We start from the raw sequence: 25,822 nt of genomic DNA, 5'->3' as shown, positions 1-25,822 counted from the left end.
GGTACGGCTGTTTGCCCATTGTTGCAAAACAGCCCTGTCTTCTTCCGTACATTTCGGTATAATGGCTTTCTTGGGCATGGCTCTTCCTCCTTGCCCATGACAATACATCATAACGGTTATTATTGCAAGTAAACACTAGCATAATCGGGATCTATCTCTGTCAGGATTCTTGCCGTATCAACAGCGTACTCTAAGCTCTTATTTATTCCGCCCAATCCTAATATGACAATGGCGGATAATGTGATCCCAGCTTCTTTGATACGGCGACCCGCTTGCACCATATCAGCATAGTCAACCCCCTTTTTTATTTTCTGAAGCAATTCTTCATTTCCCGTTTCTACACCAAGATACACAATTGTAAGGCCAAGTTCTTTTAACTGGATCAATTCATCAATCGATTTTCTCAATATGCTCTTTGCATTGGCATATGTTCCTACCCTTTTATTACTCTTTATATGTGTCCGTATTAAGTCCAATATTTGAACGATTTTACTCTGGGGAATTATAAGTGCATCGCCATCGCAAAGAAATACCTTCTCAATAGAATGATAACGTCGGGCTTCTAAGATGTCCTCCTGAATCTCATCATACGATTTAATCCTGAATCTCTTATTTTTATAAGCGGGACAAAAAATACATTTATTGTGGGAACAACCTACCGTCACTTGTAACAATAAGCTATTAGCCTCGCTGGGTGGCCTTATTATCTCGCCTTCGTATTTCATTCCTTTTTTTAATTTACCTTATACCAGTATATTGAGTGCATTATATGAGTTGTTATAGAGTATTTCCTTCATTTTAACCTAAATTATTGTGAATCAGAAATAAAAAAAGGAGTCAACCAATTGGTCAACCCCTCTATTTATTGGCGGGGCCGATGGGACTTGAACCCACGCCCTCCGGCGTGACAGGCCGGCGTTATAACCATCTTAACTACGACCCCGCATACTTACTTGTGAAAAAAACATTTATTTAATTGATTGAAACTCAATACCTTATTCCTCGATAAGGAATAGAGTATATATAAAGGAGTTCACCCATTTTTCTACTGGTAGGCGGAACAGGGCTCGAACCTGTGACTTCCACGGTGTAAGCGTGGCGCTCTCCCAGCTGAGCTACCCGCCTAAAATTACTTATCTTGAATTACTAACAGTTGAATTTATTGTTGTCAAGCAATAAATAGCTTTGCTGCTCTATCGTATCACTATGCTCCAGAGGATGAACTCCCTCCGTTAACTGAATTGAAGGTATACGAATTGACTTCTCCTCCTCAGCTTCTGAATAATCTTTGACTTTGTCATCAGGCAGAAGAGCTGCTTTCAAAACCTCATCCATATGCTCGACAGAGATAATTTCAAGGGCTTTTAAAACATTACTTGGAACGTCTGCGAGATCCTTTTCGTTATCTTTGGGAATAATTACAGTTTTTAAATTTCCGCGATGTGCAGCGAGAAGCTTTTCTTTCAATCCTCCGATGGGCAATACCCTGCCTCTGAGTGTAATTTCCCCGGTCATAGCCAGATCTCCGCGGACCTTTCTCTTCATGAAAGCTGAAGCAATAGAAGTTACAACGGCAATCCCAGCAGATGGCCCATCCTTGGGAATGGCACCTTCTGGTACATGTACATGGACGTCAGTCTCTTTATAAAAATTTTCATCCAAACCGAATTGTTTCGCTCTGGCACGGACGTATGTAAGTGCCGCCTGTACAGACTCCTGCATTACATCACCCAATTTACCCGTCATGGCCATTTTGCCAGTTCCTTTCATGAGAGAAGATTCAACAACAAGAAGCTCCCCTCCGACTTCTGTCCACGCCAAGCCGATACACAAACCGATTTCATCTTTTCCCTCAGTTTCTCCATGTCTGAATTTTGGCACACCAAGATATTTAGCAATTGCTTTTGAATTGATCCTGACCTGACTGTTTGCGCCATCTATAACTATTTTCTTTGCAACTTTTCTACATATTGATGCAATTTCCCTTTCGAGGTTTCTGACCCCGGCTTCCCTCGTATACTGTCTGATAATGGTCAATAAAGCCCCATCGGAAAAACATATGGTATCCTTCGTAAGACCATTAGCTTCCATTTCTTTTGCAACAAGAAATTTTTTGGCTATACCTAACTTTTCCGGTTCGGTATAGCCGGCAAGGCGAATCACTTCCATTCTGTCCTGTAAAGGTGCAGGTATCGTCTGAAGAATATTTGCCGTTGTTATAAACATTACATCAGAAAGATCATAATCAACCTCTAAGTAATTATCGTTAAAGGAATTATTTTGTTCTGGGTCAAGTACTTCGAGCAGTGCTGATGAAGGATCTCCTCTGAAATCAGAACTAAGTTTATCTACTTCGTCGAGGCAAAATACAGGATTATTCGACCCTGCTTTTTTCATAAGCTGAATGATCTTTCCGGGTAAGGCTCCTATATAGGTTCTTCTGTGTCCTCTAATTTCGGCTTCGTCTCTAACGCCGCCAAGTGAAATCCTCACAAATTTTCTATTTGTCGCCCGGGCAACTGATTTGGCCACAGAAGTTTTTCCAACCCCTGGCGGACCAACGAAGCAAAGGATAGGTCCTTTATTTTTTTTCACCAGAGACTGAACAGCAAGGTATTCGAGTATCCTTTCCTTGACCTGTTTCAAGCCGTAGTGATCTTCGTCCAGAATGATCTCTGATTCTTTAAGAGTGTGATTGTTCAATGTCTTTTCAGACCAGGGCATATCCAATAACCAATCAATATAATTCCTCACTACCGTTGCCTCGGCAGACATGGGAGCCATCATTTGTAGCTTCTTTATCTCATGCTTAACCTTCTTAAATGCCTCTTCAGATAATTTTTTTTGTTTCAGCCTTTTTTCCAGTTCGGCTATTTCATTTCTAAATTCATCCTTCTCACCCATTTCTTTCTGGATGGCTCGCATTTGCTCATTCAGGTAATAGTCTTTCTGGGTCTTCTCCATTTGCTTTTTGACCCTTCGCTTTATCTTTTCTTCAACCTCCATAATCTCAATCTCGCCGAGCATGAGCTCGTATACAGATTCAAGCCGGTCATTGATGTTGAAAAGCTCCAATAATTTTTGTTTTTCTTCAAGTTTAAGGTTTATGTGAGATATGACAACATCCGCTAATTTCGAAGGGTTGTCTATCGTCGATATTGTGCTGACCATCTCCATATGGACTTTCTTACTGAGTTTCGCATAAGTTTCAAATGAGTCTCGTATATTTCTCGTTAAGGCTTCAGTCTTTACCTGATTTTTTTCATCGACATCCTGAATTTCTTCGACATTAACCGTGAAGAAATCTTCATTAGGTAAGTATTCTTTAATAATTCCCCTTTTCTTTCCTTCAACAAGTACTTTAACTGTCCCGTCGGGAAGCCTTAATAGCTGAATAATAACGCCTATGCAACCGACTTTATATATATCATTTTCGGTTGGTTCATCCTTCTGAGCATTCTTCTGTGCTACCATGAATATGCCTCTTTCAGTTTTCATTGCAGACTCGAGCGCGGCAATGGATTTTTCTCTGCCTACAAAAAGCGGCACAATCATATGCGGAAAAACAACGACATCTCTCAACGGCAATAAGGGAATTGTGGTTTTCGTATAATCGTCTTCCTTATTTTTCAAAAAATCAAACATAATTCTCTTTCCCATAATTTATAATTTCATTCTAAGCAGTTTCAGATTTTGTTTCAAAGATTAATATTGGTTTTTCTTTATTCATAACAACATCTTCGGTGATAACACATTCCCTTACATCATTTCGAGATGGTAAGTCATACATGATATCAAGCATTGTATTTTCTAAAACTGATCGAAGTCCTCGAGCACCCGACTTTCTTTCAACAGATAATTTAGCTATTGCTCTGAGGGCCCCATCCGTACATTTAAGTTTAACATTCTCGAGCTCAAATAACACTTTATATTGTTTTGTAATAGCGTCTTTGGGTTCAATGAGAATTCTTACCAGCTCATCCTGTTCCAATTCATTCAATGTAGCGATTACCGGTAAACGTCCAATGAATTCTGGAATCATGCCAAATTTTAACAAATCTTCCGGCCGAACATCCGATAAAAGATTCCCTACCTTTTTGTACCGTTTACTTTTAATATCTGCACCAAAGCCCATGGTTGATGCATTGAGTCTCTTAGAGATGATGTCTTCTAAATCGTTAAAAGCTCCGCCGCAAATGAATAATATATTCGTTGTGTCCACTTGGATAAATTCCTGCTGAGGATGTTTTCTACCTCCTTTTGGTGGTACATTTGCCATCGTTCCTTCTATAATCTTGAGAAGGGCTTGTTGAACCCCTTCACCGGAAACGTCTCTTGTAATTGAAGGATTTCCCGATTTCTTCGCAATCTTATCAATTTCATCAATATACACAATACCCTTAGAAGCCTTCTCAACATCGTAATCGGCATTCTGCAGGAGACTAAGTATAATGTTTTCAACATCTTCTCCCACATACCCTGCTTCTGTAAGTGTTGTCGCGTCGGCAATGGTAAACGGAACATTAAGAAGCTTTGCCAAGGTTTTTGCGAGAAGTGTTTTACCCGACCCGGTAGGTCCGATCAATAAAATATTACTTTTTTGTATTTCAACGCCGTCCAAATCTACATTAGAGAACAACCTCCTGTAGTGATTATAAACAGCCACAGAAAGAACTCTTTTAGGCCTTTCCTGCCCAATTACATACTGATCCAGAAACTTTTTTATGCTCCTCGGATCCGGTATGCCCTTCTGGAATTCTTCATTAATAGTCGGTTCACATTCTTCTTCGACGATACACCTACAAAGTTCAATACATTCATCGCATATATATGCAGCTGGTCCGGCAACTAACTTTCTCACTTCATTCTGATTCTTACCACAAAATGAACAGAATAAAATGCCCTGACCTCCCTGGTTATCTTTGTTCCGTCTAACCATTTAAAATACCTCTTTATTTTTTTTATTGCCTTTTTAAAATAATCTCATCGATAATGCCGTATTCCTTTGCCTGTTCACACGTCATGTAATAATCCCTCTCTGTGTCCTTCTGTATCTTCTCAAGAGGTTTATTTGTCAGATCTGCAAGAATATGATTTAATTCTTCTTTCATACGTAATATCTCGCGTGCCTGTATATCTATGTCAGTTGCTTGACCATAGAATCCACCGAGCGGTTGATGAATCAATATCCTTGAATGCGGAAGGGCAGTTCTTCTCCCTTTCTCACCAGCAGCAAGGAGTAACGCTCCCATACTTGCTGCCTGACCCATGCAAACCGTACAGACGTGAGGCTTAATATACTGCATAGTATCATAGATCGCCATTCCCGAACTAACGTTACCTCCAGGTGAGTTCAGGTAAAAGAATATATCCTTATCGGGATCATCAGATTCGAGATAGAGCATCTGGGCAATAACAAGATTTGCAACATCATCGTCAATTGCCGTACCAAGAAAAATAATCCTGTCTTTTAAAAGCCTTGAATAAATATCAAAGGCTCTTTCACCCCTTCCATCCTGTTCAATTACCATTGGAATTAAGGGCATTTTTCGCCCTCCTTATTGTTATTTTTTAGCGATTATTACTTTCGCTTTGTCTTCTATGAAGGTAAATAATTTTGTATTGATAATTTCATTTTTTATGTCTTCGATCATATTGCCTTCTTCTAAAGATTTTCTTAAAGAATCATAGCTTTGTGCCCGTTGATTGGCGAGTTCCTTAATCTTCTCGTCAATTTCCTGTTCAGATACGGTAATAGATTCTTTCTCAGCAATGCTTTTCATAAGAAGGATCGTTCTTACAATCCTCTTGGCTTCATCTTTATAGATCTGATAAAATTTATCGTATAGTTCAGATGCCTCCTGGCGCTTGATACCTCGCGCAGCCATCCTTCTTTGCATATCCTCGATCATGTATGAGACCTGTCTATTTACGAATGACAGCGGCACTTCAAATTCATTTTTTTTCAATAGTTTGTCAATTATCTGATTTTTGAAAGCCGAATTTGACCTGGCAATATTTTCCTCTTCGAGTGTCTTTCTAATATCTCTTTTTAGATCATCCAATGTCTCATATTTATCAAAATTATGAATAAATTTTTCATCAATTTCAGGCAATATTTTTTCTTTTATATTTTTTAATAGTACTGAAAATACGACTTCTTCTCCCGCCAACTTCTTCGCATGATAATCATCAGGCATTTTAATTTTTATTTGTTCCGCCTGACCCTTTTTCATACCTATCATTTTTTCCTCAAAACCGGGCACGAATGTTTTCGAGCCGATTTCCAAAAGATAATTATCTGCTTTCATCTCTTTAATGAGGTTCCCATTGAGGGTACCTTCAAAATCAATGACAGCAAAATCACCTTCATTTATTCCCCTGTCGGCTTCCATCTCTTCCATAGTACTGAACATCTCACGAACTTCCTGGAGTCTCGTCTCAACGTCGGAATCCCCAACTTCGTGTTCCTCTTTTTCAAGCTCAAGACCGATATAACCATTTGGTTCAATAATTGGTTCAACTTCGACGGTTGCGGTGAAAGTGAAATTTTTCTCCGCTTCTATTCCCTCTTGCTCTATCTCTGGTTGAGCAACGGCAGCAATATTATTTTCTTTTAAAGCTTCCCAATAATATCTATTTATGAGATTAGATATTGCTTCTTCTTCAGCAGATTCTTTATAGAGAGATTCTAAAATATTCCTTGGTATTTTTCCCTGTCTGAAGCCTTTAACATTGGCTTTTTTCCCCACATCTTTGTAAACTGCTTCGAGTTCATTTTTAACTTCTAACCATGAAATATCAAATAACAGCTTCTTTTGTACAGGACTTACATCTTCTACTCTTACAGCCATTGTAGTTTCCGACACGGTGATATCAACCTCTTTAATTATTTTTATATTCTCTTCGTCATATCTGGTGCGAGAGAGGGGATTTGAACCCCTATCCGCTCAGGCGGGCTGGATCCTAAGTCCAGTGCGTCTGCCAATTCCGCCACTCTCGCTCATTAGGCTAATCTTTTCTATATATTCATTACATGGTAGAATGTCAACGGCTATTTATAGAACTGACCATCTCCATTTTTACAACGCCATCTTTCGATTCTCATTACTTACTTTATTTGCATCGTCAATATTGATCTTTTTAATATCACCATGCTTTTATAATACATTCATGAGGAATTTTGATATATTTGTAATCAGGCTTGACATGAAGATCATACATTTTATATTACTTTAGAAATATTATCATGCTAAATTTATTGAAACTTCGACTTGAGCTTCACACTATTACTTAAATTCTTTATGATATTAAAACAATTAGACGTTACGGATTATAAAAAACTGAAGGTTTTTTTTGAGAATCAACAAAACCGTTTAAGTACCTATTCACTTTTATCGCTCATTGTATGGAGCAACCCAAAGCTTATCGCTCATTATACCATAGAAAATAACACATTAATTATAGGCAACAAATCATACAACAAACCTGAAGATAACCATCTTATTCTGCCAATATCCCCAACAGAGAAAATTACACCTGAATATCTTTTTGTTATTGCAAAGAAACTTGGATTTTCAAGCTACTGGTTCATACCGGAGGATTTCCTCCTGAAGTACGACCGCAAAGAGATTGAATTCTATTTCACGGTGATTGCACAGACAAAATTCGATGATTACATTTATCTGACGGAAGATCTTGTGCACTTGAAGGGAAATAAATACATTAAGCAGAGGAATTTGATCCACCAGTTTTACAAGACATACCTTGAGAGAGGCAAAGTTGAGATAGAAATGATAAGTCCAGATAACGTTAAGGATTGTCTGAATTTCTTGCAAGAATGGTGCGATTTGCGCAAGTGTGATTTGGATCAGAATGAGGACCTTGCCTGTGAAAAGATGGCAACAACAGCTGCTCTGAACAATATAGATACTTTGGAGGCTAGGGGCCTTCTTATCCGTATAGATAGTGTGGTAAGTGCTTTTGGAATCAGCTCAATCCTTACAGATAATATGGGAGTGCTTAATTTTGAAAAGGCCTACCCTCATATAAAAGGGCTCTATCAATTCCTTGATAATGAATGTTCTAAGCACCTATTTAAAGGCTATAAGTATATCAACAAGGAAAGCGATATGAACCTTCCTAATCTTGCTCAATCTAAAAAATCGTACAATCCCGTAATGAAGGTAAAATCATATCGTCTAACACTGAGATAAAAAAATAATCTGACTCTCATGTTGACTATTCCATTGCCATCAAAGATTGCCATCGCTGCAATTCAGTTTTCCAAGGAAGACCATGCTTTTTTAAAAGATCGATAATACCATTCTCATTAAAACGAAGGTAAGGATTAACTTTTAACTCCTCCATCAATGTTGAAAAAACATGATTCGGGTTATAATTATTCAAAAAGGTTTCTATATCATTGTTATCCGGTTCGATAGCTCTTGCATACTGCATCGAGTCCTGCACGTAATCATGGCCAGGATAAATTATCGTGTCTTGTGATAAGTTCATAATATTTTTTATTGATTGATAGAAATTTTTCAAATTGCCCGAAAAACAATTCCCGACGGTGCCATTAAAAAGTGTATCTCCCGTAATTAAGCTGACATCAAAATGAAAACATACGGAATCATCTGTATGTCCGGGGGTATTATAGATGGTAATTTTTTGTTTCTCTAATTCTATCGCCCCCATGTTAACAATTTCTTCATGTCGCAAAAGTCGAGCATGTGTTTCATGGAGAAGAGAGATGTTCCCGATAGTATGATCTGCGTGTCCATGTGTGTTCGTAACAAAAAGAAGCTCTAATTTCCGGTTTTCAATAAAAGCGCAAATTTCTTTAACTGCACCGCCGTCAATGGCAATAGCTTGATTTTGTCCGTATATAAGATAACCTAAATTATCTAAATTATGACGGAATTGTTTTACTTTCAGCATAATAAAAAGAATTAAATAATGTGAAAATATTATATAACATTAACCTGTACTATGGATATTTTAACGCGTGGTTTTTATAGATAATTAAGAAATTTATCAAGACAATAAAATTTTATTATTCGCGATGGGGATAATATCATTGAGGTCAAGGGATTTTGAATTTTATATGTGATTTAAAAGTGAACGATATTAAATTACAGTAACAGATGAATTCTCTAAATATTCAATGGTCGGGGCGAGAGGATTTGAACCTCCGACCCTCTGAACCCCATTCAGATACGCTACCAAGCTGCGCTACGCCCCGACACATGATTAATAATTTCATTAATTGTTATCATTATCACCATGCCCAGCCACTGTCAAGAATAATGAAAAATAAAGAATATTTGAATTAAATACTTGAATTCAAAGCTTTCGTGTAGTAGTATATGAAGTCATGGTGGTCATCAGAATCATATTTTATATTATTTCCCAAATGATCAAAGATAAGGATACCATGCGATTTTTCGTCCTGACGTCATTGGCCATACTCTTAACCTTTCCCTCTTCCGCCCTTGCTGATATATACAAATACATTGACGCAGAGGGTGTTGTCCATTTAACCAATGTACCGACTGACGCCGGTGCTAAATACATTCTTGTCATGAGAGAGAAGCGTATCCTTTTGGATAAAAAGTTAGGAGACAATATATCAAGTTATGATCACCTTATTATAAAGGCATCGGAAAAGCATAATGTAGAACCCGCCTTAATTAAAGCAATCATCAAGGCGGAATCAAATTTCAATCACAGGGCAGTTTCTCGTAAAGGCGCCAAGGGTCTAATGCAATTGATGCCGGCAACTGCATCTTCTCTGCAGGTGAAGGATTCCTTCCATCCCGAAAACAATATTGAAGGTGGTGTAAAATATCTTCGGTATCTATTGAATTACTTTAACGGCAATCTCCCATTAGCTCTTGCAGCCTATAATGCAGGCGAGAATGCAGTAATTAGGCACCGGGGAATCCCCCCCTACCGTGAAACACAGGTATATGTCCGAAGGGTAATGAGTTACCTCGATAAATTCAGATAAAGAAACGATAATATTAGTTCGACAGGCGAATAATGTCCTTTAGTTTTACGAAATCTGATCTATATAGAAATACCCCTTCAATTTTGTAATTTTTTTCTCCTTGATGCCGCGTATAGCCATCAAATCATCAATTTTTTTAAAGCTTCCATATTTTTTTCTTAATTGAATTATCTGCCATGCCGTCTTTTCACCAATTCCGGGAATCATAATGAGATCATCAAGTGAGGCTTTATTGATATCTATAGGAATATTGCATGCCAGCTTTTTTGCATTGTTCATTTCTGTTATATTGAGTTGATTGCCTGATTCTATAAAAACTGATTTACCAGATGAAAGCGTTGTATTGAGGTTTTTTTTATCAAACCCATCGAGATTTCTGACTCCGGCTGCAAAGAGAAGATCGTAGGCTTTTGCTTTCTCGCCCATATGATAAATACCGTTATGCACGTGATCACCGATGATTTCAACGATTATGGGGCCAGAAGTCTTATCTCCAAAAGGAATGAGGCATATTCGAGGTTGAAAAAGAGGAAAATAATAAGCAATTATATATATAATTGCCGTCATGACAACTATGACGATTGCTCCGTCAAATTGTTTACCTGTTATGCTCATACTCATTTAATACAACTTACGTCATGGTTATCGCTCTTTATCCAAACCGAAAGCATCATGCAGGGCTGACACGGCAAGTTCTGTATATTTTGCCTGTATAACGCATGAAATCTTAATCTCAGAAGTACTGATCATCAATATATTTATTCCTTCCCCGGATAAAGCCGAGAACATCTTGGCAGCAACTCCTGAATGACTAATCATTCCCACTCCGATAATGGATACTTTAGTCACATCATCATCAATTTCTATCTTTTTTGCACCGATTTCTTTTGCTACTTCTTCAATGAGCTCATACGATTTCTTGATGTCTTTACGTGAGACAGTAAACGTTAAATCTGTATAAGCTTCTATGCTTGCGTTCTGTATAATCATATCAACCACGATATTATGATGTGCTAATGGTGTAAATAGACGAGCTGCAATACCCGGCCTGTCAGGAACGTGAACTACGGTGATTTTCGCCTGATCACGATCATATGTTACCCCACATACTACTTCTCTTTCCATTTCTTCATCCTCCTTTGTCACCAGTGTACCTCCTCCATCAGAAAAAGAAGACCTTACACAAACAGGCACATTAAATTTTTTCGCCAATTCTACTGAGCGGGGCTGAAGTACTTTAGCCCCTGCCCTTGCCATCTCAAGCATTTCATCATAGGAAATCTTACTTAACCTTCTTGCCTTACTGCATATGTTTGGATCCGCTGTGTAAACCCCGTCAACATCAGTATATATATCACAGACATCTGCCTTCAAAGCTGCTGCGAGTGCAACAGCGCTAGTATCGGAACCTCCTCTTCCGAGGGTCGTAATATTGTTTTCCTCGTCTACACCTTGAAAGCCGGCAACAACGACAATGGTTCCCATTTTAAGTTCTTTAGCTATTTTGTTTGTGTCTATTTTTATAATCCTCGCTTTTTTATAAGCCTGATCAGTAAGTATCTTGACCTGAAAACCCAGCAGAGATTTTGACCTATATCCCAATTTGTTTAAAATAATTGATAGTAAGGTGATAGTAACTTGCTCTCCTATTGAAACAAGTGAATCAAATTCCCTTTCATCGGGCTCATCAGCCGCTTTTTGAGCTAATTGTATGAGCCTGTCTGTCTCCCCAGCCATGGCCGATACTACAACGACAACGTCATTTCCTTCTTCTTTTGATTTTATTATTTTTCTGGCCACACTCTCCATTTTATTAATATCGGCAACTGATGTGCCACCGTATTTTTGTACGACAAGAGCCATCAACTAAAATCCTCCGTTTTTAAATGCAGTAAAAATATGATCCACTTTTGTCTTTTTTCCAGATAAAATCATTTCCCTCTCATTTTCATTAAGATACTTTAAGGAAATAAATAAAGTATTAATGGGAAGAATATCTCTAATTTTGTCTGCCCATTCAATAACGCAAATTCCGTCTCCAAAAAGATACTCCTCATATCCCATATCTTCAATGTCATGAGATCCTGTTAATCGATACAGATCAAAATGATAGAGGATCACTCTTCCCTGGTACTCATTTATCAGTGTAAATGAGGGACTTGTTATCGGGTACAGATTCGGTACTCCGACACCGCGGGCGATACCTTGTGTAAGGCACGTTTTCCCTGCGCCTAACTCACCAATGAGAGCAACTACATCCTGGATGCTAAGATTTTCTCCTATGATCTTTCCTATAAAAATAGTTTCTTCCGGATTCCGGGAAATCACAGTCATATGTGAGGTATCTTCATTCATATTTTCTAAGACATATGAGACAATAAAACCAACATTCCAGCGTAAGCCTAACCCTTGTGTGGTTTATTTCACTTCTCAAGAACAACTATAGCGTGCGCGTGTTCTTTTGTATGAGTTATACTTATGTGTATGGCGGTTATACCGAATTTATCAATGATACCTTCTATTCTTTCATTTATTTTCAGCATCGGTTTTCCCCGTAAGTTGTTAATAACTTCAATGTCTCTTAATTTTACCCCCATGCCCAATCCAATGCCAAGAGATTTCAGAAAAGACTCTTTTACGGCGAACCGTGCTGCAAAGTGCATCGCGGGGAAAGCCTTGTTGTGACAATAATCTATTTCGCCCTTTGAGTATACCCTCCCGGTAAATTTCTCTCCCCATTTTTGCAGGATTTTTTCAATCCTTGAAACTTCGACAAAATCCGTTCCTATTCCATAAATCATCTTTCAATCCAATTTACACATTTCGCTACGAAATCAACAAGATTATGCCCCTACAATTGCATCGGCGATTTTAGCGACCTTTTTCATATATTTCACATCATGTATCCTGACAACAGTTGACCCATTCAAGATGGCTGCCGTCACTGCAGCAGCAGTTCCTTCTAAACGCTCCAAAGGTCCGCCCCCCGTTATTTTGCCAATAAAAGATTTCCGTGATACACCTGTTACAATAGGCCTTCCCAGCACCTTGAACTCTGAGAGATATTTTAATAACTTGATATTGTCTTCTCCATTTTTCCCAAAACCAAAACCGGGATCGATCATAACATTTTCGATAGATATGCCGGCCATATAAGCTATTTCCATTTTTTCTCTCAAATATTCAATAATATCTCCAAGGAGAGACTTATACGATAAATCTCCTTTCTGCATGTCAAGAGGAGTTCGCCTCATGTGCATAAGAATAATTGCAGCTCCCGTATCGGCAATTACATCTGACATCCGTGGATCAAAACTCATAGCACTTATATCATTGACAATTTCTGCACCGTTTTCAATAGCTCTTTTGGCAACCTCTGCCTTTGTTGTGTCAATTGAAATCGGAACGCTTACACGGCTTGCTAAGCTATTTATTACTGGAATTACCCTTGCTATTTCTTCTTCAATTAACACTGCTTCTGCTCCCGGCCTCGAAGATTCCCCTCCCACATCAATTATGTCTGCACCCTCTTCCACCATTCTAATACCGTATTCTATAGCATCTTCCGGAACTTTAAAGAGTCCGCCGTCGGAGAATGAATCAGGGGTCACATTAAGTATACCCATAAGCTGAGTACGGTTTCCTAAGACCATTCCCCTTTTACATGTCTTGAGAATAAACAGGTCTTTTGAAATATTGGATAGGAGTTGTTTGATGTCCTTTGATATATTGCTCAATCCTAAGGGTTGAACCGATATTTTATCTGAAAATCGCAGGATCTGCTTTATTGTACCCATGATAACGACATCCGTTTCCTTCACGCTGCATGAAACTGAAGAGCGTGAAACTGCCGCATCTCCTCCGATAGAAAGCATTTCTTGTTTTATAATATTCGCGACATTACACTTAATATCCTCAAGTAATATGTTAAGATGCATCATCTTTGGCAGCATTGCCTCGATCCCGTATGGATCCACACCGATCTTTCTCAACACTTCCAGAGCTTCATGTGATGATCTTAGATGGAGGTATCTTAAACGCTTTTTCTCAGAAGTACTACTTCCCATTATTTATGCAATATAATGTAAACAGGATCTCTCTAATTTGCTGACTTTTGTTGCAGTTTTAAATTTCCTGTTTCTTCCCTCTCTCCCATTTTTGACCGGATAATGTCGTCTAACTCGGCAGTATTCAATACCTCTTTTTCAAGGAGTTCCGATGCAATCTTGTTGAGGATATCGATATGATCTGATAGAAGTTTCTTTGCTTTTTCGTAACTATCTGAAACTAATCGTGTTATTTCTTTGTCGATTCTTTGAGCAGTTTTTTCACTGTAATCTTTGTGTGCTCCAATTTCACGTCCGAGAAATATCTGTTCTTCTTTTTTCCCGTAGCTCAGAGGCCCCATTTCCTCGCTCATGCCCCATTCGCATACCATCTTTCTGGCAAGGTTTGTCGCCCGCTCTATATCGTTTCCGGAACCTGTGGTAAATTCGTTCAAGATCAGCTCTTCTGCTGCTCTGCCACCTAAAAGAATGACGATGTTGTTCAAAAGATACTGCTTGGGATAGGTATGTTTCTCATCAACAGGTAATTGTTGCGTCAATCCCAAAGCCATGCCTCTGGGGATAATGGTCACTTTATGTATAGGATCGCTCCCCGGCAATAATCTCGCCACCAAAGCATGACCGGATTCATGGTAAGCCGTGTTTCTTTTTTCTGCATCACTAATCACCATACTTTTTCTTTCGGCGCCCATCATAACCTTGTCTTTTGCAAATTCGAAGTCACTCATAGTGACATTATCTTTACCGTATCGTGCTGCATAAAGAACTGCTTCATTGACAAGATTTTCGATGTCGGCGCCTGAAAACCCCGGAGTTCCTCTTGCGATTACAGCAAAATCAACATTATCTGAAAGAGGTGTCTTCTTTGTATGCACTACTAAAATCTTTTCCCTGCCTTTAACATCTGGAAGGGGAACCATGACCTGTCTGTCAAACCTCCCAGGCCTGAGGAGTGCAGGATCAAGGACATCGGGTCGGTTCGTTGCTGATACAAGAATTACTCCCTCATTTGATTCAAACCCGTCCATTTCCACAAGAAGCTGATTCAATGTCTGTTCTCTTTCATCATGACCACCACCCAAGCCTGCACCTCTGTGTCTGCCTACAGCATCAATCTCATCAATAAAGATAATGCATGGGGCATTTTTTTTACCTTGTTCGAAGAGATCTCTTACCCGGGAGGCCCCGACACCAACAAACATTTCGACGAAATCAGACCCGCTTATACTCAGAAAAGGAACTTCTGCTTCACCTGCAATTGCCCTTGCAAGTAATGTTTTTCCGGTACCCGGCTGCCCAACAAGGAGAAGACCCTTGGGTATCCTTCCACCAAGCCTTGTATATTTTTTAGGATCTTTGAGAAAATCGATCACCTCTTCCAGTTCTGCTTTGGCCTCGTCGATACCTGCTACGTCCGCAAATGTCACCTTTTTCGTCTTATCCGTAACGAGACGTGCTTTGCTCTTCCCAAATGCCATTGCCTTGCCTCCACCTGCCTGCATCTGACGCATGAAAAATATCCACACCCCTATAAGAAGGAGCATAGGTACCCAGGAAATCAAGACATTCATATACCAGGGAGAATCATCGGCAGGCTTAGATGCAATTCTGACACCTTTTTCCTTGAGAAGTTGAATTATCCCAGCATCTTTCGGGGCATATGTCTTAAAATTCTTCCCATTATTAAGCTTACCCGTAATACCTTCGCCCTGAATTGTAACATCAACAACCTGCCCTTTTTCTGCATAGCTTATAAAATCACTATATATTATATTTTCCTGCGCATTCCTGGGCTGATTGAAAAGATGGTACAGCAACACAAATACGAGACTAATAAACAGCCATAGCGCTATGTTTTTTTGTAATGAATTCAATATTACCTCCCTCTTGACACACCGTCTTAAGGCAAATGGTGCAATCCAAATCTGAAAACCCTTTCACCTTAGAGTATATCAATGTACAATTACATTAACCTTGTTATTATTTCAAACAATTTCTACTTTAAGTATCTGTCTTGTTTTTTCCGTGATTTTGACGCGTTCGCTCAGTTTCATTCCTACAATCCATATTACCGACTCCTTGTCTGATAATAGGGGGAATCTCTTCCGTTTATTAATGGGAATCTTTTCATCAATAAAAAATGACTTTATCTTTTTTGTTCCTTTCATGCCCAGAGGCTGAATCCTGTCACCCGGTTTTCCAGTTCTTATAATCAGTGGTAAAACTATCCTATCATAATCCATATAAACAATATTATTCTCATCAGCTTTTATCTGGACTGGCGGCTCAACAAATGAAAATATGATGATTATTCCTAACTGAGCAACATTTACTGAACCCGGTAATGTAACCTCGAAATAAAGTTGATCACATTTTTCACCAATATTTATTTTCCCAAATTTTTTCCACCCGGAAATGAAAAGAGAATCATATTCGCGACACACCTCTATATTATGAGGGAGATTCAGATAACCGCTGGGGTGATTACGATAGGCGAAATCTAAAACTGCCTTTATATGAGGATATCCAATACCCTGAGAGTTTGGCGTTGACCGACGCAGAAGGATCTTCAAAATTCTTCGCTGAATGGCTTTATGATACTTTTTAAGCTCGGATATCCTGATGGTAATTTCATCGTCGTCAGGTTCAACATCCCATTCCGACAAGATATTATCTGTAATCATTTTCATATAATCATCTTCCAGACGCATGATATCCGCCATATTGTTGAGGCTTTCTTCTAGTTTAGGATTATATTTTCCCTTTAATTCAGGTATTAATAAATGTCTGATCCTGTTTCGCAGAAAGACGTCTTCGGTATTTGATGTGTCATTCATAAACGGTATTTTATGGGAATCCAGAAATGAGAGTATTTCATTCCTGCTTACACCAAGAAGCGGCCTGATATACAACGAATCCCTTACAGGTAACATTCCCTTCAACCCCTCGGGACCGCTACCCCTTAAGAAGTTTATTAATACTGTCTCACTTTGATCATTAAGATGATGTCCCAGTGCGATTTTTTGAGCTTGATACTTCTTTGCTACATCATTGAGAAACTGGTATCTTACAATCCTGCTTATGTCTTCTGTGGATTTTCCACTTCCCTTTTTAATAGATGTGATATCTATGGTGTTACACTCAAAATTAATCATCATTTCGTTACTGATTCCGCGCACGAATTGTTCTTCGTAGCCGGCCTCCTCTCGAAGTCCATGATTGAGATGTGCTGCAATTAACGTTAGTCTATATTCATCAGAAACCATCTCCAATACTTTTAATAGGGCAATAGAATCCGGTCCTCCGGAAACTGCAACGACAACACGCTCCCCCGTTTCAAGCAAACGATGTTTTTCTATGTATTTCTTAGTTTTATTAATCATACCGCAAATATTACAATTCATTTCACCTGAATATTCTAATCAACTCCGAAAGATCTTCACACGCAAAGTCAGGATTAAGGTTAAGCAGGATATCTCTTCCTGTTAATCCATTTAAAAGGGCACAACTCAAAACTCCCGCATTTCCGGCAAGCATTATGTCATTGACGCCGTCGCCGATTACCACTGTATCACTATACTTCGCACTAAATTTTTCAAGAAGCGGAAGTAACAAACGTTGATCGGGTTTTTTATACTCTGTGCTATCCGACCCGATAATTTCATCGAAGTATTTTGAGATTCCCAAAGCTTTTGTTATCTCGAGCGTAAAATATTTACGTTTATTTGTGATAATAACCTTTTTTTTATCATGGAAATGCTCCATAATTTCGATAACAGAGTCGCACAATGATGTCGTATCGAGCATGTGCTCTGCATAGTATGCAGAAAATATTCCGATGGCATCATTAAATAGATGTTGAAAATCCTTGCCAAGGGATCTTTCGATCAATTTTTGAACACCATCCCCTACGAAACCGAGAATCTCCTCTGATATTTTCGTACTAATATCTAAGGCTTTAAGGGTGTGATTTACTGACGTGACGATGTCTTCTCCTGAATTGACAAGGGTTCCATCTAAGTCAAAAATCATAAGATCAATGTGTTTCATTTTTTCAGGCTCCATAAAAGATAATGATTCTTTTGTAATTGTTATATATGACAGATAAACCAATTACAAGGTTACATTGGGGAAAATATCACTGGATTTTGATGTTTTTAGTTTGTTTCAAGCATTGTTCTATTGACTGCCCATAATCTTATATGATAGTGTGTATCAATCCGCTTGGATCCACGAACAGATGGACCGAGACGGAATGGTCATATAAGAGCGTCTTTATCTTAAGGCCTTCCGGGGTTTATCTGGAAGGCCTTTTTAAATTGCATACACGTTACTTTATATGAGTATTCAAGCAATGAGAAAAGATACTGTAGCCATCCTGGGGCTCGGTAAAGTAGGTACGGCAATCGGATTTCTCCTCAAATCATCCGGTTATAGAATAGTGTCAGTCGCTAGCAGATCTGCTTCTTCCCTAAATCGGGGCATAACCTATACGGGTGGCAAACCCTATAAGAACTTTTCTGATGCAGCCGCTCAGGCTGAATGTATTCTCATTACAACCTCAGACGATGCTATTGCCTCTGTTTGTGAGAAAATATCAAGTAAAGGAAGTATAAATCCCGGCAAAAAGGTCATTCACATGAGCGGTGCGGGAGGGCTTAATCTTCTTGAATCTGCGCATAATGCCGGCGCCAACATAGCCTGCATACATCCCCTTCAGTCATTTGCCGACGTAGAAGGCGCCATTAAAAATATTCCCGGAAGCACTTTCGGAATTACTGCCGAAGAGAAAATTAAGGAATGGTCAGTTCAAATGGTGAGGCACTTGGGTGGTATTCCCTTTTTCGTTTCCGACGTCGACAAACCCCTTTACCATGTTGCAGCATGTATTGCGTCTAACTACTTGACGACCCTTATGTATATGGTTAAAGAGATTTACCGGTTACTCGGTTTGAACCATGAGGATGCCGTTCGCGCTTTCTGGCCGCTTGTTAAGGGTACAATGAGTAATATCGAGACAAAGGGAACGATACAAGCTCTCACAGGACCGGTCTCGCGTGGAGACATTGGCACTATAAAAAAGCATATGCATGCCTTGCGTAACAAAATGCCGTCTTTTTTAGAGGCGTACAGCATACTTGGCATTCTGACTGCAGACCTTGGACTAGAAAAGAAGACCTTATCACCCCGCAACGCAGAGCTTATTAAAAAAATACTCGAAGGAGGTATAGAAAATGAGCAAACAGGCCAGCATGAATAAGATCACAACCGCCGTAATTCGCGACATGAAAAGAAAGGGCGAAAAAATCTCAATGTTGACAGCCTACGATTATCCAACTGCTCAGATTGTCGATGAGGCAGGTGTCGATATTATACTCATTGGAGATTCGCTGGGGATGGTTGTCTTAGGATATGAAAGTACCCTACCCGTTACCATGGAAGAAATGATTCATCATACAAAGGCAGTGTCCCGTGCAGCAAAACACGCTATGGTTGTCGGTGATATGCCCTTTATGTCTTATCAGGTTTCTGTCGAGGATGCACTATATAACGCCGGTCGCTTTCTCCAGGAAGCCGGCGCGCAGGGCGTAAAACTCGAAGGAGGCAGAGATGTGGCCGAAATCACGAGAAGAATCACCTCGGCGGGGATTCCTGTAATGGCACATCTTGGACTCACACCTCAATCTGTTCACCAGTTTGGTGGATACAAAGTTCAGGGAAAAGAAGAAAGAGCTGCGAAAAGAATTATAGAAGATGCCAAGATACTTGAAGAAGCTGGTGCCTTTTCGGTTGTTTTAGAATGTGTGCCGTCGACACTGGCAAAAGAAGTTACACAATCCCTTACGATACCTACAATTGGCATAGGCGCCGGTGTTGATTGCGACGGCCAGGTGCTTGTTCTCCATGATATGCTGGGGATGTTTGAAAAATTTATACCAAAATTTGTCAAGTCCTATGCAAATCTAAATGTACAAATGAAGGAGGCCGTCACTCAATATATTGACGAAGTAAGAAATGGCATCTTTCCAGAGAAGAAACACTCGTTCTGATGCCGGAGTATTTCATACGAAATTAATTCTGATAAACGACGATGTTAGCCTTAGACCTCAATTTTTTCAACATGGCATCAAAGCCTTCTTGCTGCTTCTGTTGTTCGAGAAAGGCAGAAATATTTGCTTTCATCTTGTCATCAAGACTAAGTGTTTTCGAGTCGTGCCGCTCTAAGACCTGGATTATATGGTAACCGAACTCAGTTTCAACAACTGGCCCTATGGCATTTACTTTTTGTGAAAAGGCAGCATCTTCAAATTGCTTGACCATTTCACCGTGTGAAAACACACCTAAATCACCACCAGTTTGCTTGCTTGGACAATCAGAATTATTCTTGGCAATAACGGCAAAGTCGGCGCCTGCAACCAGTTGTTTTCGTAAATCCTCAGCCTTTGTCTTTTTTTCCGTTTTTACCTTATCATCATCTCCGGCTGCCTTTGCCACGAGTATATGTCGAACGTGAACGGACTCAGGCATCTTAAACTTTTCCTTATTCTTTTGATAAAATTTGTTTATTTCCTTCTCCGTAGGTTTAGTTTTGCCTGACATCTGCGACAGAACCAGCTTGTTGATTTTAATTCCGAAACGGATCTCCTCTTGCATTTTTTCCTTAGTTATCTTGTTCTTCTTCATGAGATCATCAATTGTCATACCTTTAGGAAGGCTGCTCTTAAGTCGATCAACAGCTTCTGTAACCTCACTGTCGATTACGCTGAGGTTAAGTCTGTTAACCTCATTTGCGAGAAGAGTCCTTACTGTAAAGTCATTAATAACCTGCTTCCGAACATTCTCTTTGACTTGCTGTTGACGATCAGCAGGCACCTGCTTTTTTATTATTGACATTTTTTTCTTAACTTCCGATTCCAATTGTTCCTTTGTCAATTTCGCGCCGTCAACATCAATGACGATCCCAGATCCTGCTGATTGCGTTATCGATGATGAAACCGTTGACTCAGAAGAAGACTGTTCTGACTGCTGAACCTCCGGTTTCTGTAATTCAGCTTTTTCACTTCCCGACTTCTCTTCTTTTGATCCGCAACCGCCTAATGCAAGCATAATGAGGCAGGCAGCGATAAAGAAGTTACGTATATATTTTTGGTATACCATGATTGGTCTCCTCTATAATATTATAACATTATCTTATTTTCATAGTATCGAACTTAGACTTTCCCTTTTTAACCACTAGTACCATACTGACTTGAATATATTAGCTAAAAGGAGCGAACTGTATGAAAAAGAGATAACATTAACTTGATATGTTATCTCTTTAATAAAATAAATGCACGATTTATTTCATCATACATTCAGCTATTTTTTTAACTGAGTCATAATCATCGCCGTTTATCCAATGAATTTCAACCCCGTTTTTTTCCATACGCCTGAACCATGTTTCCTGCTTCTTTGCAAATTGGTGTATACGAGTGTTCAGTTTATGAAACATGTCATTATAGCTCATCTCACCCTGGAGATAGAGGCTGACATAACGATACTCGAGACCAAAATAATTAAGTTTATCCCACCCAATTCCGGAGGCATAAAGTTTTTTTACCTCGTCAACCATGCCTGAGCTTAATCTCTCTTTTAGACGGTTCGTAATTCTCTGACGTAATATTGAACGCTCCCATCGGATACCGATCACCAGTGGAAGTATCATTGGAATGGTCGGTTTGCGTTCACTTCCTTTATATTTTGTATACTCCAGTATTTCTATTGCGCGTATAAGTCGTTTCCTATCCAATAAATCCGTGGTGTTGTGAACAGCAGGATTGAGCTTTCGAAATCGCTCCACCATTTTCTGCATATCCTCATTTTCAAGCTCCTTTCTGAGTGTCGGATTTTCTGGAACTTCGAGCATCCTGTATCCCTTTATTATTGATTCAATGTATAGACCGGTTCCACCCACCATAATAGGCATTAAACCCCGTGAGGAAATATCGTTGAAGCAACGGGAAAAAATCCGCTGGTACTCAAAAACATTGAATTCATAGTCCGGATCGACAATATTTATGAGATGATACTGTATGGCTGCTCCATCAACCAGATATTCACTCAAATCCTTGCCGGTTCCTATATCCATCCCCCGGTAGACCTGACGAGAATCTGCCGATATAATCTCAGATCCCATATCTCTTGCCAGGCGAACTGCAAGTTTAGTTTTTCCCGATGCAGTTGCTCCCAGAATTACTATCAAATTATATGTCATTGAATGTGTGACCTGATGTTGTTGTTAAAGGTAATATATGCTCGATTAAAATCATGTCTCAAATACATGAATTTTCTTGAAATAGATATATAATCGATGTAAGCAGAGCTAATATTTTTAACTAACGAACCAATGTCATTGACTTAAGAATATTATCTCTTTCAAGTCCCCCTTTGTAAAGGGGGTTAATGTAATACCAACTCCCCCTTTGTAAAGGGGGATTCAGGGGGATTTTAAATTGTATTCCGTAAAATCTCCCCCAACCCCTCTTTAGAAAAGAGGGGGGTCAAAGTGTTTAAGTCAATGACATTGACTAACGAACAATAAATGCAAAGTAAGATTGGCACATATTTATACCAAATACCGCCCTACATTTGGCGTTACATCATTTGTTGATTTTAGCACAAATCAGTATCAAATAAAAATAAGCACTGTATGAAAAACAAAAGCCTTGATCTCGGAAAAGGGCGTATCTTCCCCCTGCTCCTGAAAATGAGCTGGCCCTCCATTTCTGCCATGTTTGCAATGGCTCTGTACAATCTCATCGATACCTTCTGGTTGACCAGACTCAGTCCGCAGGCTATGGCAGCATTGACCATCTGTTTTCCTATCCAGATGGTGTTCGCTGCTATCGGTATAGGAACCGGTGTCGGCGCCGGCTCCTTTGCAGCCCGCATGTTCGGCGCCGGACAGCACCTGAGAGCTAAGCAAACTGCAGGTCAGGCGATTCTCCTCTCCTCTTTACTGGGATTACTGATAATCGTCATTACCCTTGCGTATCACGATAAAATCCTGATTCTCTTTGGCGCTACCGGAGATATACTTCCTTTAGCAAGGCAATATCTTGTTACAATTGTTTTCGGCTCCCCTTTTTTATTGTTCCTGATGATAGCGAACAACCTTTTGCGTGCCGAAGGCAACCCAAGCGCATCCATGTATATCATCCTGACCATGTCAATAATCGGCGCGATCTTGGATCCCTTTCTTATCTTCGGATTGGGGCCATTTCCCCAAATGGGTATTCGTGGTGCAGCAATTTCTGCCGTCTTAGCTTATTTTATTGCGGGTCTCTTATCTCTTTATTACCTTCATCTAAAGTCGTCCCGTTATGCATTAAACCGGCGCGATCTGATGCCCAATGTATCGATAATAGCTTCTATCTATCAGACCGGATTTCCTTCTGTTGTAATGAATCTTGTCTTTAGTCTCGTATTGATAGTCTATAATCATATCCTCGCTAACTTCGGCTCACTTGCCATAGCGACCCTCGGCCTCTGTTTTCGCATCAATGGACTTGTTGTTATGGTTTTGTTTGGCATGGGACAAGGATTAATGCCAATGGTCGGTTTCAATGAAGGCGCCAAACTCTATGGACGACTGATGGAAACAGTTAATGTCGCGGTTAAAATATCTGTTATTTTTTCTATAACAGTTTTTTTACTATTCGAAATATTTGCTCACTCTATTCTTGCACTCTTCACCAATGACACCGAGCTTTTAGAAATAGCCGTGCCCGCATTGAGAATCTTCGTTTCCATGCTCTTGCTGATCGGTCCAAATATTATGTGGATCAATATGTTCATTGGACTTGGCAAAGGATTAACATCCATGGTTTTGTTGCTCATACGAGATGCGGTATTGTTGATACCTATGCTCCTCTTGCTTCCATCATTTTTTGGCTTAAATGGCGTTTGGATGGCACAACCTCTTTCTAATGTATTTGCTTTCGTTATAATTTATTTCTGGAAGAAAAGAGAATTCAGTATGATCGTAAAGAAGATATAATATCAAGTTCCTTCCATATGACACGCTACAAAATGTCCATTCCCTCTGTCATTGAAATCCGGCTCAACTTTATCACAGATATCCATTTTGTAGGGACACCGGGGATGAAATGCACATCCACCCGGAGGGTTCGTTGGGCTGGGAATCTCCCCCCCCAGAATCACTCGCTGTTTTTTTCTCCCCGGATCAGGCATCGGCACTGCGGAAAGGAGTGCTAACGTATAAGGATGAAGGGGGTGTTCGTAGAGTTCACGGTTTTCTGCAAGCTCCACAATCTTACCGTAATAAATTACGGCAATCCTGTCGCTCATGTGTCTTACGACACTGAGATCATGGGTTATGAAAAGGTACGTTAAATTAAATTCTTTCTGGAGATCTTTCAGAAGGTTCAATATCTGCGCCTGGATAGAAACATCCAGGGCTGAAACAGGCTCATCAGCAATGATTAATTTCGGCTTGAGGATAATGGCCCTTGCGATGCCGATACGCTGCCTCTGACCACCACTGAATTCATGAGGATACCGACCTATCTGTTCAGCGGTAAGTCCGACATAATCCATGATCCGGACGACTTCACCCTCCCTTTCTTTAATATCACTGGTCGTATTAATCAACAGCGGTTCTCCTATAGTGTCCCCCGCTGTTCTGCGGGGGTTCAGCGATGCATAAGGATCCTGAAAAATAATCTGAACCTTTCTACGATAATCTTTTAGATTCTTGCCTGAAAATTTAAATATATCCTCGCCTTCAAAAAATATCTGGCCCCCCGTGGGTTCTTCAAGTCTCATAATGAGACGCCCGAGGGTTGACTTTCCGCAGCCACTCTCACCGACGAGCCCGAGAGTCTCCCCCCGGTATATTTTGAGAAAAATACCGTCAACAGCCTTAACGACAGATTGGTGCCCTGATAACAATGCGGACTGTACGGTAAAGTATTTTTTTATTCCCTGTATATCAACTAAGACAGCTTTCATTCTCTCCTTATCTACTGGGCATTCATTTTGATACTAGACCGCTTATATATCTTGTTCAAGTAACTGCCCATTCTCCTTCAACCAAGCCTTTGCTTTTTCCATCGTCGGAGCTTGTGCGCGGACGATGTTCCAGAACCTGGACGTGTGGTTTGCTTCGATCAGGTGGGCGAGTTCATGGATGATGACGTAGTCGATGACAAACATGGGCGCCTTGATCAGCCGCCAGTTGTAACTGACGTTGTTCTTGACGGTGCAGGAACCCCAGCGGTAGCGATTGTCCACGATCTTGACCCCGGCAACATCGACGCCGAGTTCGCGGGCGTGACCCTTCACCCGCGGGACGATCTTTTCTTTGGCCTTGCCGACATACCATTCACGCAACGCCTCCGCCCGTTTCTCCCCCTGTGTCGCCGGAATAAAAAAGCGCTGGGCGAAATGAACTTCGGCCATTCCTATATTGATCACTTCAATGCGGTATTGCCGCCCCAGATAGAGTGCCGATTCGCCGCTGACCAGTTCCTTCCCCGGTGGATGGGGCAGATCCCGGTATTTCTGAGGGTGGCCCGTCTTCTCGTAAATCCATTGGCGCTTGGAGGCCACCACCTGCCGGATCTTTTCGTCGGATATTCCCTGTGGCGCATGCACTAAGATGCTTCGATTACGCTCAACGGTGATGGTCAGCTTGTGCCGTTTGGCAGATCTTTGAATCGTGTAAGCCATGTCCATT

General features: G+C 40.1%; 23 protein-coding genes and 4 tRNA genes. 5 read left to right on the top strand and 22 right to left on the bottom strand.

From position 1 onward, the window contains the following. Window positions 1-119: 119 nt before the first annotated feature. The 8 genes from NTW12_09250 to NTW12_09215 all read right to left on the bottom strand — a co-directional run bounded on the left by NTW12_09250 (window position 120) and on the right by NTW12_09215 (window position 7,003). Entirely contained in the window at window positions 120-725 is a 606-nt protein-coding gene (locus NTW12_09250; protein ID MCX5846521.1) for a radical SAM protein, read from the bottom strand. Between the two features lie 141 nt (window positions 726-866). Then, a tRNA-Asp gene (locus NTW12_09245) sits at window positions 867-943 on the bottom strand. A 106-nt stretch (window positions 944-1,049) separates the two neighbouring features. Further along, a tRNA-Val gene (locus NTW12_09240) sits at window positions 1,050-1,125 on the bottom strand. A gap of 21 nt (window positions 1,126-1,146) precedes the next feature. Beyond that, window positions 1,147-3,645: an endopeptidase La gene (gene lon / locus NTW12_09235; protein MCX5846520.1), complete on the bottom strand. Its 2,499-nt coding sequence runs from the start codon at window positions 3,643-3,645 to the stop codon at window positions 1,147-1,149. A 31-nt stretch (window positions 3,646-3,676) separates the two neighbouring features. Further along, window positions 3,677-4,939 (bottom strand): ATP-dependent Clp protease ATP-binding subunit ClpX, encoded by a 1,263-nt coding sequence (clpX, locus tag NTW12_09230; protein ID MCX5846519.1) that lies wholly within the window; start codon window positions 4,937-4,939, stop codon window positions 3,677-3,679. A 22-nt stretch (window positions 4,940-4,961) separates the two neighbouring features. Beyond that, window positions 4,962-5,546 (bottom strand): ATP-dependent Clp endopeptidase proteolytic subunit ClpP, encoded by a 585-nt coding sequence (clpP, locus tag NTW12_09225; protein ID MCX5846518.1) that lies wholly within the window; start codon window positions 5,544-5,546, stop codon window positions 4,962-4,964. A gap of 18 nt (window positions 5,547-5,564) precedes the next feature. Further along, window positions 5,565-6,854, bottom strand: coding sequence for a trigger factor (gene tig, locus NTW12_09220; protein ID MCX5846517.1), 1,290 nt, complete (start codon window positions 6,852-6,854; stop codon window positions 5,565-5,567). Between the two features lie 62 nt (window positions 6,855-6,916). Next, window positions 6,917-7,003 (bottom strand) — tRNA-Leu (locus NTW12_09215). A 271-nt stretch (window positions 7,004-7,274) separates the two neighbouring features. Here NTW12_09215 and NTW12_09210 point away from each other — a divergent pair. Continuing rightward, a complete protein-coding gene (locus NTW12_09210; GenBank protein MCX5846516.1) occupies window positions 7,275-8,216 on the top strand; it encodes a phosphatidylglycerol lysyltransferase domain-containing protein in 942 nt (313 codons plus the stop codon). A gap of 25 nt (window positions 8,217-8,241) precedes the next feature. On the opposite strand, the gene NTW12_09205 is transcribed toward NTW12_09210, so the two are convergent. Further along, window positions 8,242-8,943 (bottom strand): hydroxyacylglutathione hydrolase, encoded by a 702-nt coding sequence (locus NTW12_09205; GenBank protein MCX5846515.1) that lies wholly within the window; start codon window positions 8,941-8,943, stop codon window positions 8,242-8,244. Between the two features lie 227 nt (window positions 8,944-9,170). Further along, window positions 9,171-9,247: transfer RNA gene (locus tag NTW12_09200), tRNA-Pro, on the bottom strand. Between the two features lie 132 nt (window positions 9,248-9,379). Between NTW12_09200 and NTW12_09195 the strand changes: the two genes are divergently transcribed. Next, window positions 9,380-10,015: a lytic transglycosylase domain-containing protein gene (locus tag NTW12_09195; GenBank protein ID MCX5846514.1), complete on the top strand. Its 636-nt coding sequence runs from the start codon at window positions 9,380-9,382 to the stop codon at window positions 10,013-10,015. A gap of 45 nt (window positions 10,016-10,060) precedes the next feature. Here NTW12_09195 and NTW12_09190 read toward each other — a convergent pair whose 3' ends face one another. The 8 genes from NTW12_09190 to NTW12_09155 all read right to left on the bottom strand — a co-directional run bounded on the left by NTW12_09190 (window position 10,061) and on the right by NTW12_09155 (window position 18,132). Then, window positions 10,061-10,636, bottom strand: a complete 576-nt coding sequence (locus NTW12_09190; GenBank protein ID MCX5846513.1) for a helix-hairpin-helix domain-containing protein — start codon at window positions 10,634-10,636, stop codon at window positions 10,061-10,063. A gap of 21 nt (window positions 10,637-10,657) precedes the next feature. After that, window positions 10,658-11,878 (bottom strand): aspartate kinase, encoded by a 1,221-nt coding sequence (locus NTW12_09185; GenBank protein ID MCX5846512.1) that lies wholly within the window; start codon window positions 11,876-11,878, stop codon window positions 10,658-10,660. 3 nt (window positions 11,879-11,881) lie between these two features. Beyond that, entirely contained in the window at window positions 11,882-12,349 is a 468-nt protein-coding gene (gene tsaE, locus NTW12_09180) for a tRNA (adenosine(37)-N6)-threonylcarbamoyltransferase complex ATPase subunit type 1 TsaE (GenBank protein ID MCX5846511.1), read from the bottom strand. An 89-nt stretch (window positions 12,350-12,438) separates the two neighbouring features. After that, window positions 12,439-12,816, bottom strand: a complete 378-nt coding sequence (gene acpS, locus NTW12_09175; protein ID MCX5846510.1) for a holo-ACP synthase — start codon at window positions 12,814-12,816, stop codon at window positions 12,439-12,441. A gap of 42 nt (window positions 12,817-12,858) precedes the next feature. Next, complete coding sequence (gene folP / locus NTW12_09170; protein ID MCX5846509.1) at window positions 12,859-14,010, bottom strand: dihydropteroate synthase; 1,152 nt, start codon at window positions 14,008-14,010, stop codon at window positions 12,859-12,861. Between the two features lie 104 nt (window positions 14,011-14,114). Further along, on the bottom strand, window positions 14,115-15,956 hold the full coding sequence (gene ftsH, locus NTW12_09165; GenBank protein MCX5846508.1) for an ATP-dependent zinc metalloprotease FtsH: 1,842 nt from the start codon (window positions 15,954-15,956) through the stop codon (window positions 14,115-14,117). A gap of 111 nt (window positions 15,957-16,067) precedes the next feature. Next, a complete protein-coding gene (tilS, locus tag NTW12_09160) occupies window positions 16,068-17,486 on the bottom strand; it encodes a tRNA lysidine(34) synthetase TilS (protein MCX5846507.1) in 1,419 nt (472 codons plus the stop codon). 1 nt (window position 17,487) lies between these two features. After that, window positions 17,488-18,132, bottom strand: coding sequence for an HAD-IA family hydrolase (locus NTW12_09155; protein MCX5846506.1), 645 nt, complete (start codon window positions 18,130-18,132; stop codon window positions 17,488-17,490). A 304-nt stretch (window positions 18,133-18,436) separates the two neighbouring features. Between NTW12_09155 and NTW12_09150 the strand changes: the two genes are divergently transcribed. Further along, a complete protein-coding gene (locus tag NTW12_09150; protein MCX5846505.1) occupies window positions 18,437-19,342 on the top strand; it encodes a DUF2520 domain-containing protein in 906 nt (301 codons plus the stop codon). Next, window positions 19,317-20,132 carry a 3-methyl-2-oxobutanoate hydroxymethyltransferase gene (panB, locus tag NTW12_09145; protein ID MCX5846504.1) on the top strand — a complete coding sequence of 272 codons (816 nt, stop codon included), beginning with the start codon at window positions 19,317-19,319 and terminating at the stop codon, window positions 20,130-20,132. Before NTW12_09150 ends, panB begins: the two co-directional genes overlap by 26 nt. Before the next feature lie 22 nt (window positions 20,133-20,154). Here panB and NTW12_09140 read toward each other — a convergent pair whose 3' ends face one another. Both NTW12_09140 and miaA read right to left on the bottom strand, forming a co-directional pair. Then, window positions 20,155-21,240, bottom strand: a complete 1,086-nt coding sequence (locus NTW12_09140) for a peptidylprolyl isomerase (protein MCX5846503.1) — start codon at window positions 21,238-21,240, stop codon at window positions 20,155-20,157. 181 nt (window positions 21,241-21,421) lie between these two features. Further along, window positions 21,422-22,336 carry a tRNA (adenosine(37)-N6)-dimethylallyltransferase MiaA gene (gene miaA / locus NTW12_09135; protein MCX5846502.1) on the bottom strand — a complete coding sequence of 305 codons (915 nt, stop codon included), beginning with the start codon at window positions 22,334-22,336 and terminating at the stop codon, window positions 21,422-21,424. A 435-nt stretch (window positions 22,337-22,771) separates the two neighbouring features. Here miaA and NTW12_09130 point away from each other — a divergent pair, with 435 nt between their 5' ends. Further along, window positions 22,772-24,121 (top strand): MATE family efflux transporter, encoded by a 1,350-nt coding sequence (locus NTW12_09130; GenBank protein ID MCX5846501.1) that lies wholly within the window; start codon window positions 22,772-22,774, stop codon window positions 24,119-24,121. Window positions 24,122-24,123: 2 nt separating this feature from the next. On the opposite strand, the gene NTW12_09125 is transcribed toward NTW12_09130, so the two are convergent. Then, a complete protein-coding gene (locus NTW12_09125) occupies window positions 24,124-25,095 on the bottom strand; it encodes a dipeptide ABC transporter ATP-binding protein (GenBank protein MCX5846500.1) in 972 nt (323 codons plus the stop codon). Window positions 25,096-25,137: 42 nt separating this feature from the next. Further along, the gene (locus NTW12_09120) at window positions 25,138-25,821 is read right to left on the bottom strand and encodes a SprT family zinc-dependent metalloprotease (protein ID MCX5846499.1); all 684 of its coding nucleotides are present in this window, start codon (window positions 25,819-25,821) and stop codon (window positions 25,138-25,140) included. Between the last annotated feature and the right edge of the window lies 1 nt (window position 25,822).

The sequence above is a fragment of the Deltaproteobacteria bacterium genome (assembly GCA_026388545.1).
Lineage (GTDB): Bacteria > Desulfobacterota > Syntrophia > Syntrophales > UBA2185 > JAPLJS01.
This window is presented reverse-complemented; position numbering and strand designations above follow the sequence as displayed.

Bases quoted from the DNA above. Each gene is read 5' to 3' on its own strand.
- NTW12_09250 (MCX5846521.1), bottom strand. From the start codon at position 725: ATGAAATACGAAGGCGAGATAATAAGGCCACCCAGCGAGGCTAATAGC.
- lon (MCX5846520.1), bottom strand. From the start codon at position 3,645: ATGTTTGATTTTTTGAAAAATAAGGAAGACGATTATACGAAAACCACA.
- clpX (MCX5846519.1), bottom strand. From the start codon at position 4,939: ATGGTTAGACGGAACAAAGATAACCAGGGAGGTCAGGGCATTTTATTC.
- clpP (MCX5846518.1), bottom strand. From the start codon at position 5,546: ATGCCCTTAATTCCAATGGTAATTGAACAGGATGGAAGGGGTGAAAGA.
- tig (MCX5846517.1), bottom strand. From the start codon at position 6,854: ATGGCTGTAAGAGTAGAAGATGTAAGTCCTGTACAAAAGAAGCTGTTA.
- NTW12_09205 (MCX5846515.1), bottom strand. From the start codon at position 8,943: ATGCTGAAAGTAAAACAATTCCGTCATAATTTAGATAATTTAGGTTAT.
- NTW12_09195 (MCX5846514.1), top strand. From the start codon at position 9,380: ATGGTGGTCATCAGAATCATATTTTATATTATTTCCCAAATGATCAAA.
- NTW12_09190 (MCX5846513.1), bottom strand. From the start codon at position 10,636: ATGAGTATGAGCATAACAGGTAAACAATTTGACGGAGCAATCGTCATA.
- NTW12_09185 (MCX5846512.1), bottom strand. From the start codon at position 11,878: ATGGCTCTTGTCGTACAAAAATACGGTGGCACATCAGTTGCCGATATT.
- tsaE (MCX5846511.1), bottom strand. From the start codon at position 12,349: ATGACTGTGATTTCCCGGAATCCGGAAGAAACTATTTTTATAGGAAAG.
- acpS (MCX5846510.1), bottom strand. From the start codon at position 12,816: ATGATTTATGGAATAGGAACGGATTTTGTCGAAGTTTCAAGGATTGAA.
- tilS (MCX5846507.1), bottom strand. From the start codon at position 17,486: ATGAATTGTAATATTTGCGGTATGATTAATAAAACTAAGAAATACATA.
- NTW12_09155 (MCX5846506.1), bottom strand. From the start codon at position 18,132: ATGAAACACATTGATCTTATGATTTTTGACTTAGATGGAACCCTTGTC.
- NTW12_09150 (MCX5846505.1), top strand. From the start codon at position 18,437: ATGAGAAAAGATACTGTAGCCATCCTGGGGCTCGGTAAAGTAGGTACG.
- panB (MCX5846504.1), top strand. From the start codon at position 19,317: ATGAGCAAACAGGCCAGCATGAATAAGATCACAACCGCCGTAATTCGC.
- NTW12_09140 (MCX5846503.1), bottom strand. From the start codon at position 21,240: ATGGTATACCAAAAATATATACGTAACTTCTTTATCGCTGCCTGCCTC.
- miaA (MCX5846502.1), bottom strand. From the start codon at position 22,336: ATGACATATAATTTGATAGTAATTCTGGGAGCAACTGCATCGGGAAAA.
- NTW12_09130 (MCX5846501.1), top strand. From the start codon at position 22,772: ATGAAAAACAAAAGCCTTGATCTCGGAAAAGGGCGTATCTTCCCCCTG.
- NTW12_09125 (MCX5846500.1), bottom strand. From the start codon at position 25,095: ATGAAAGCTGTCTTAGTTGATATACAGGGAATAAAAAAATACTTTACC.
- NTW12_09120 (MCX5846499.1), bottom strand. From the start codon at position 25,821: ATGGACATGGCTTACACGATTCAAAGATCTGCCAAACGGCACAAGCTG.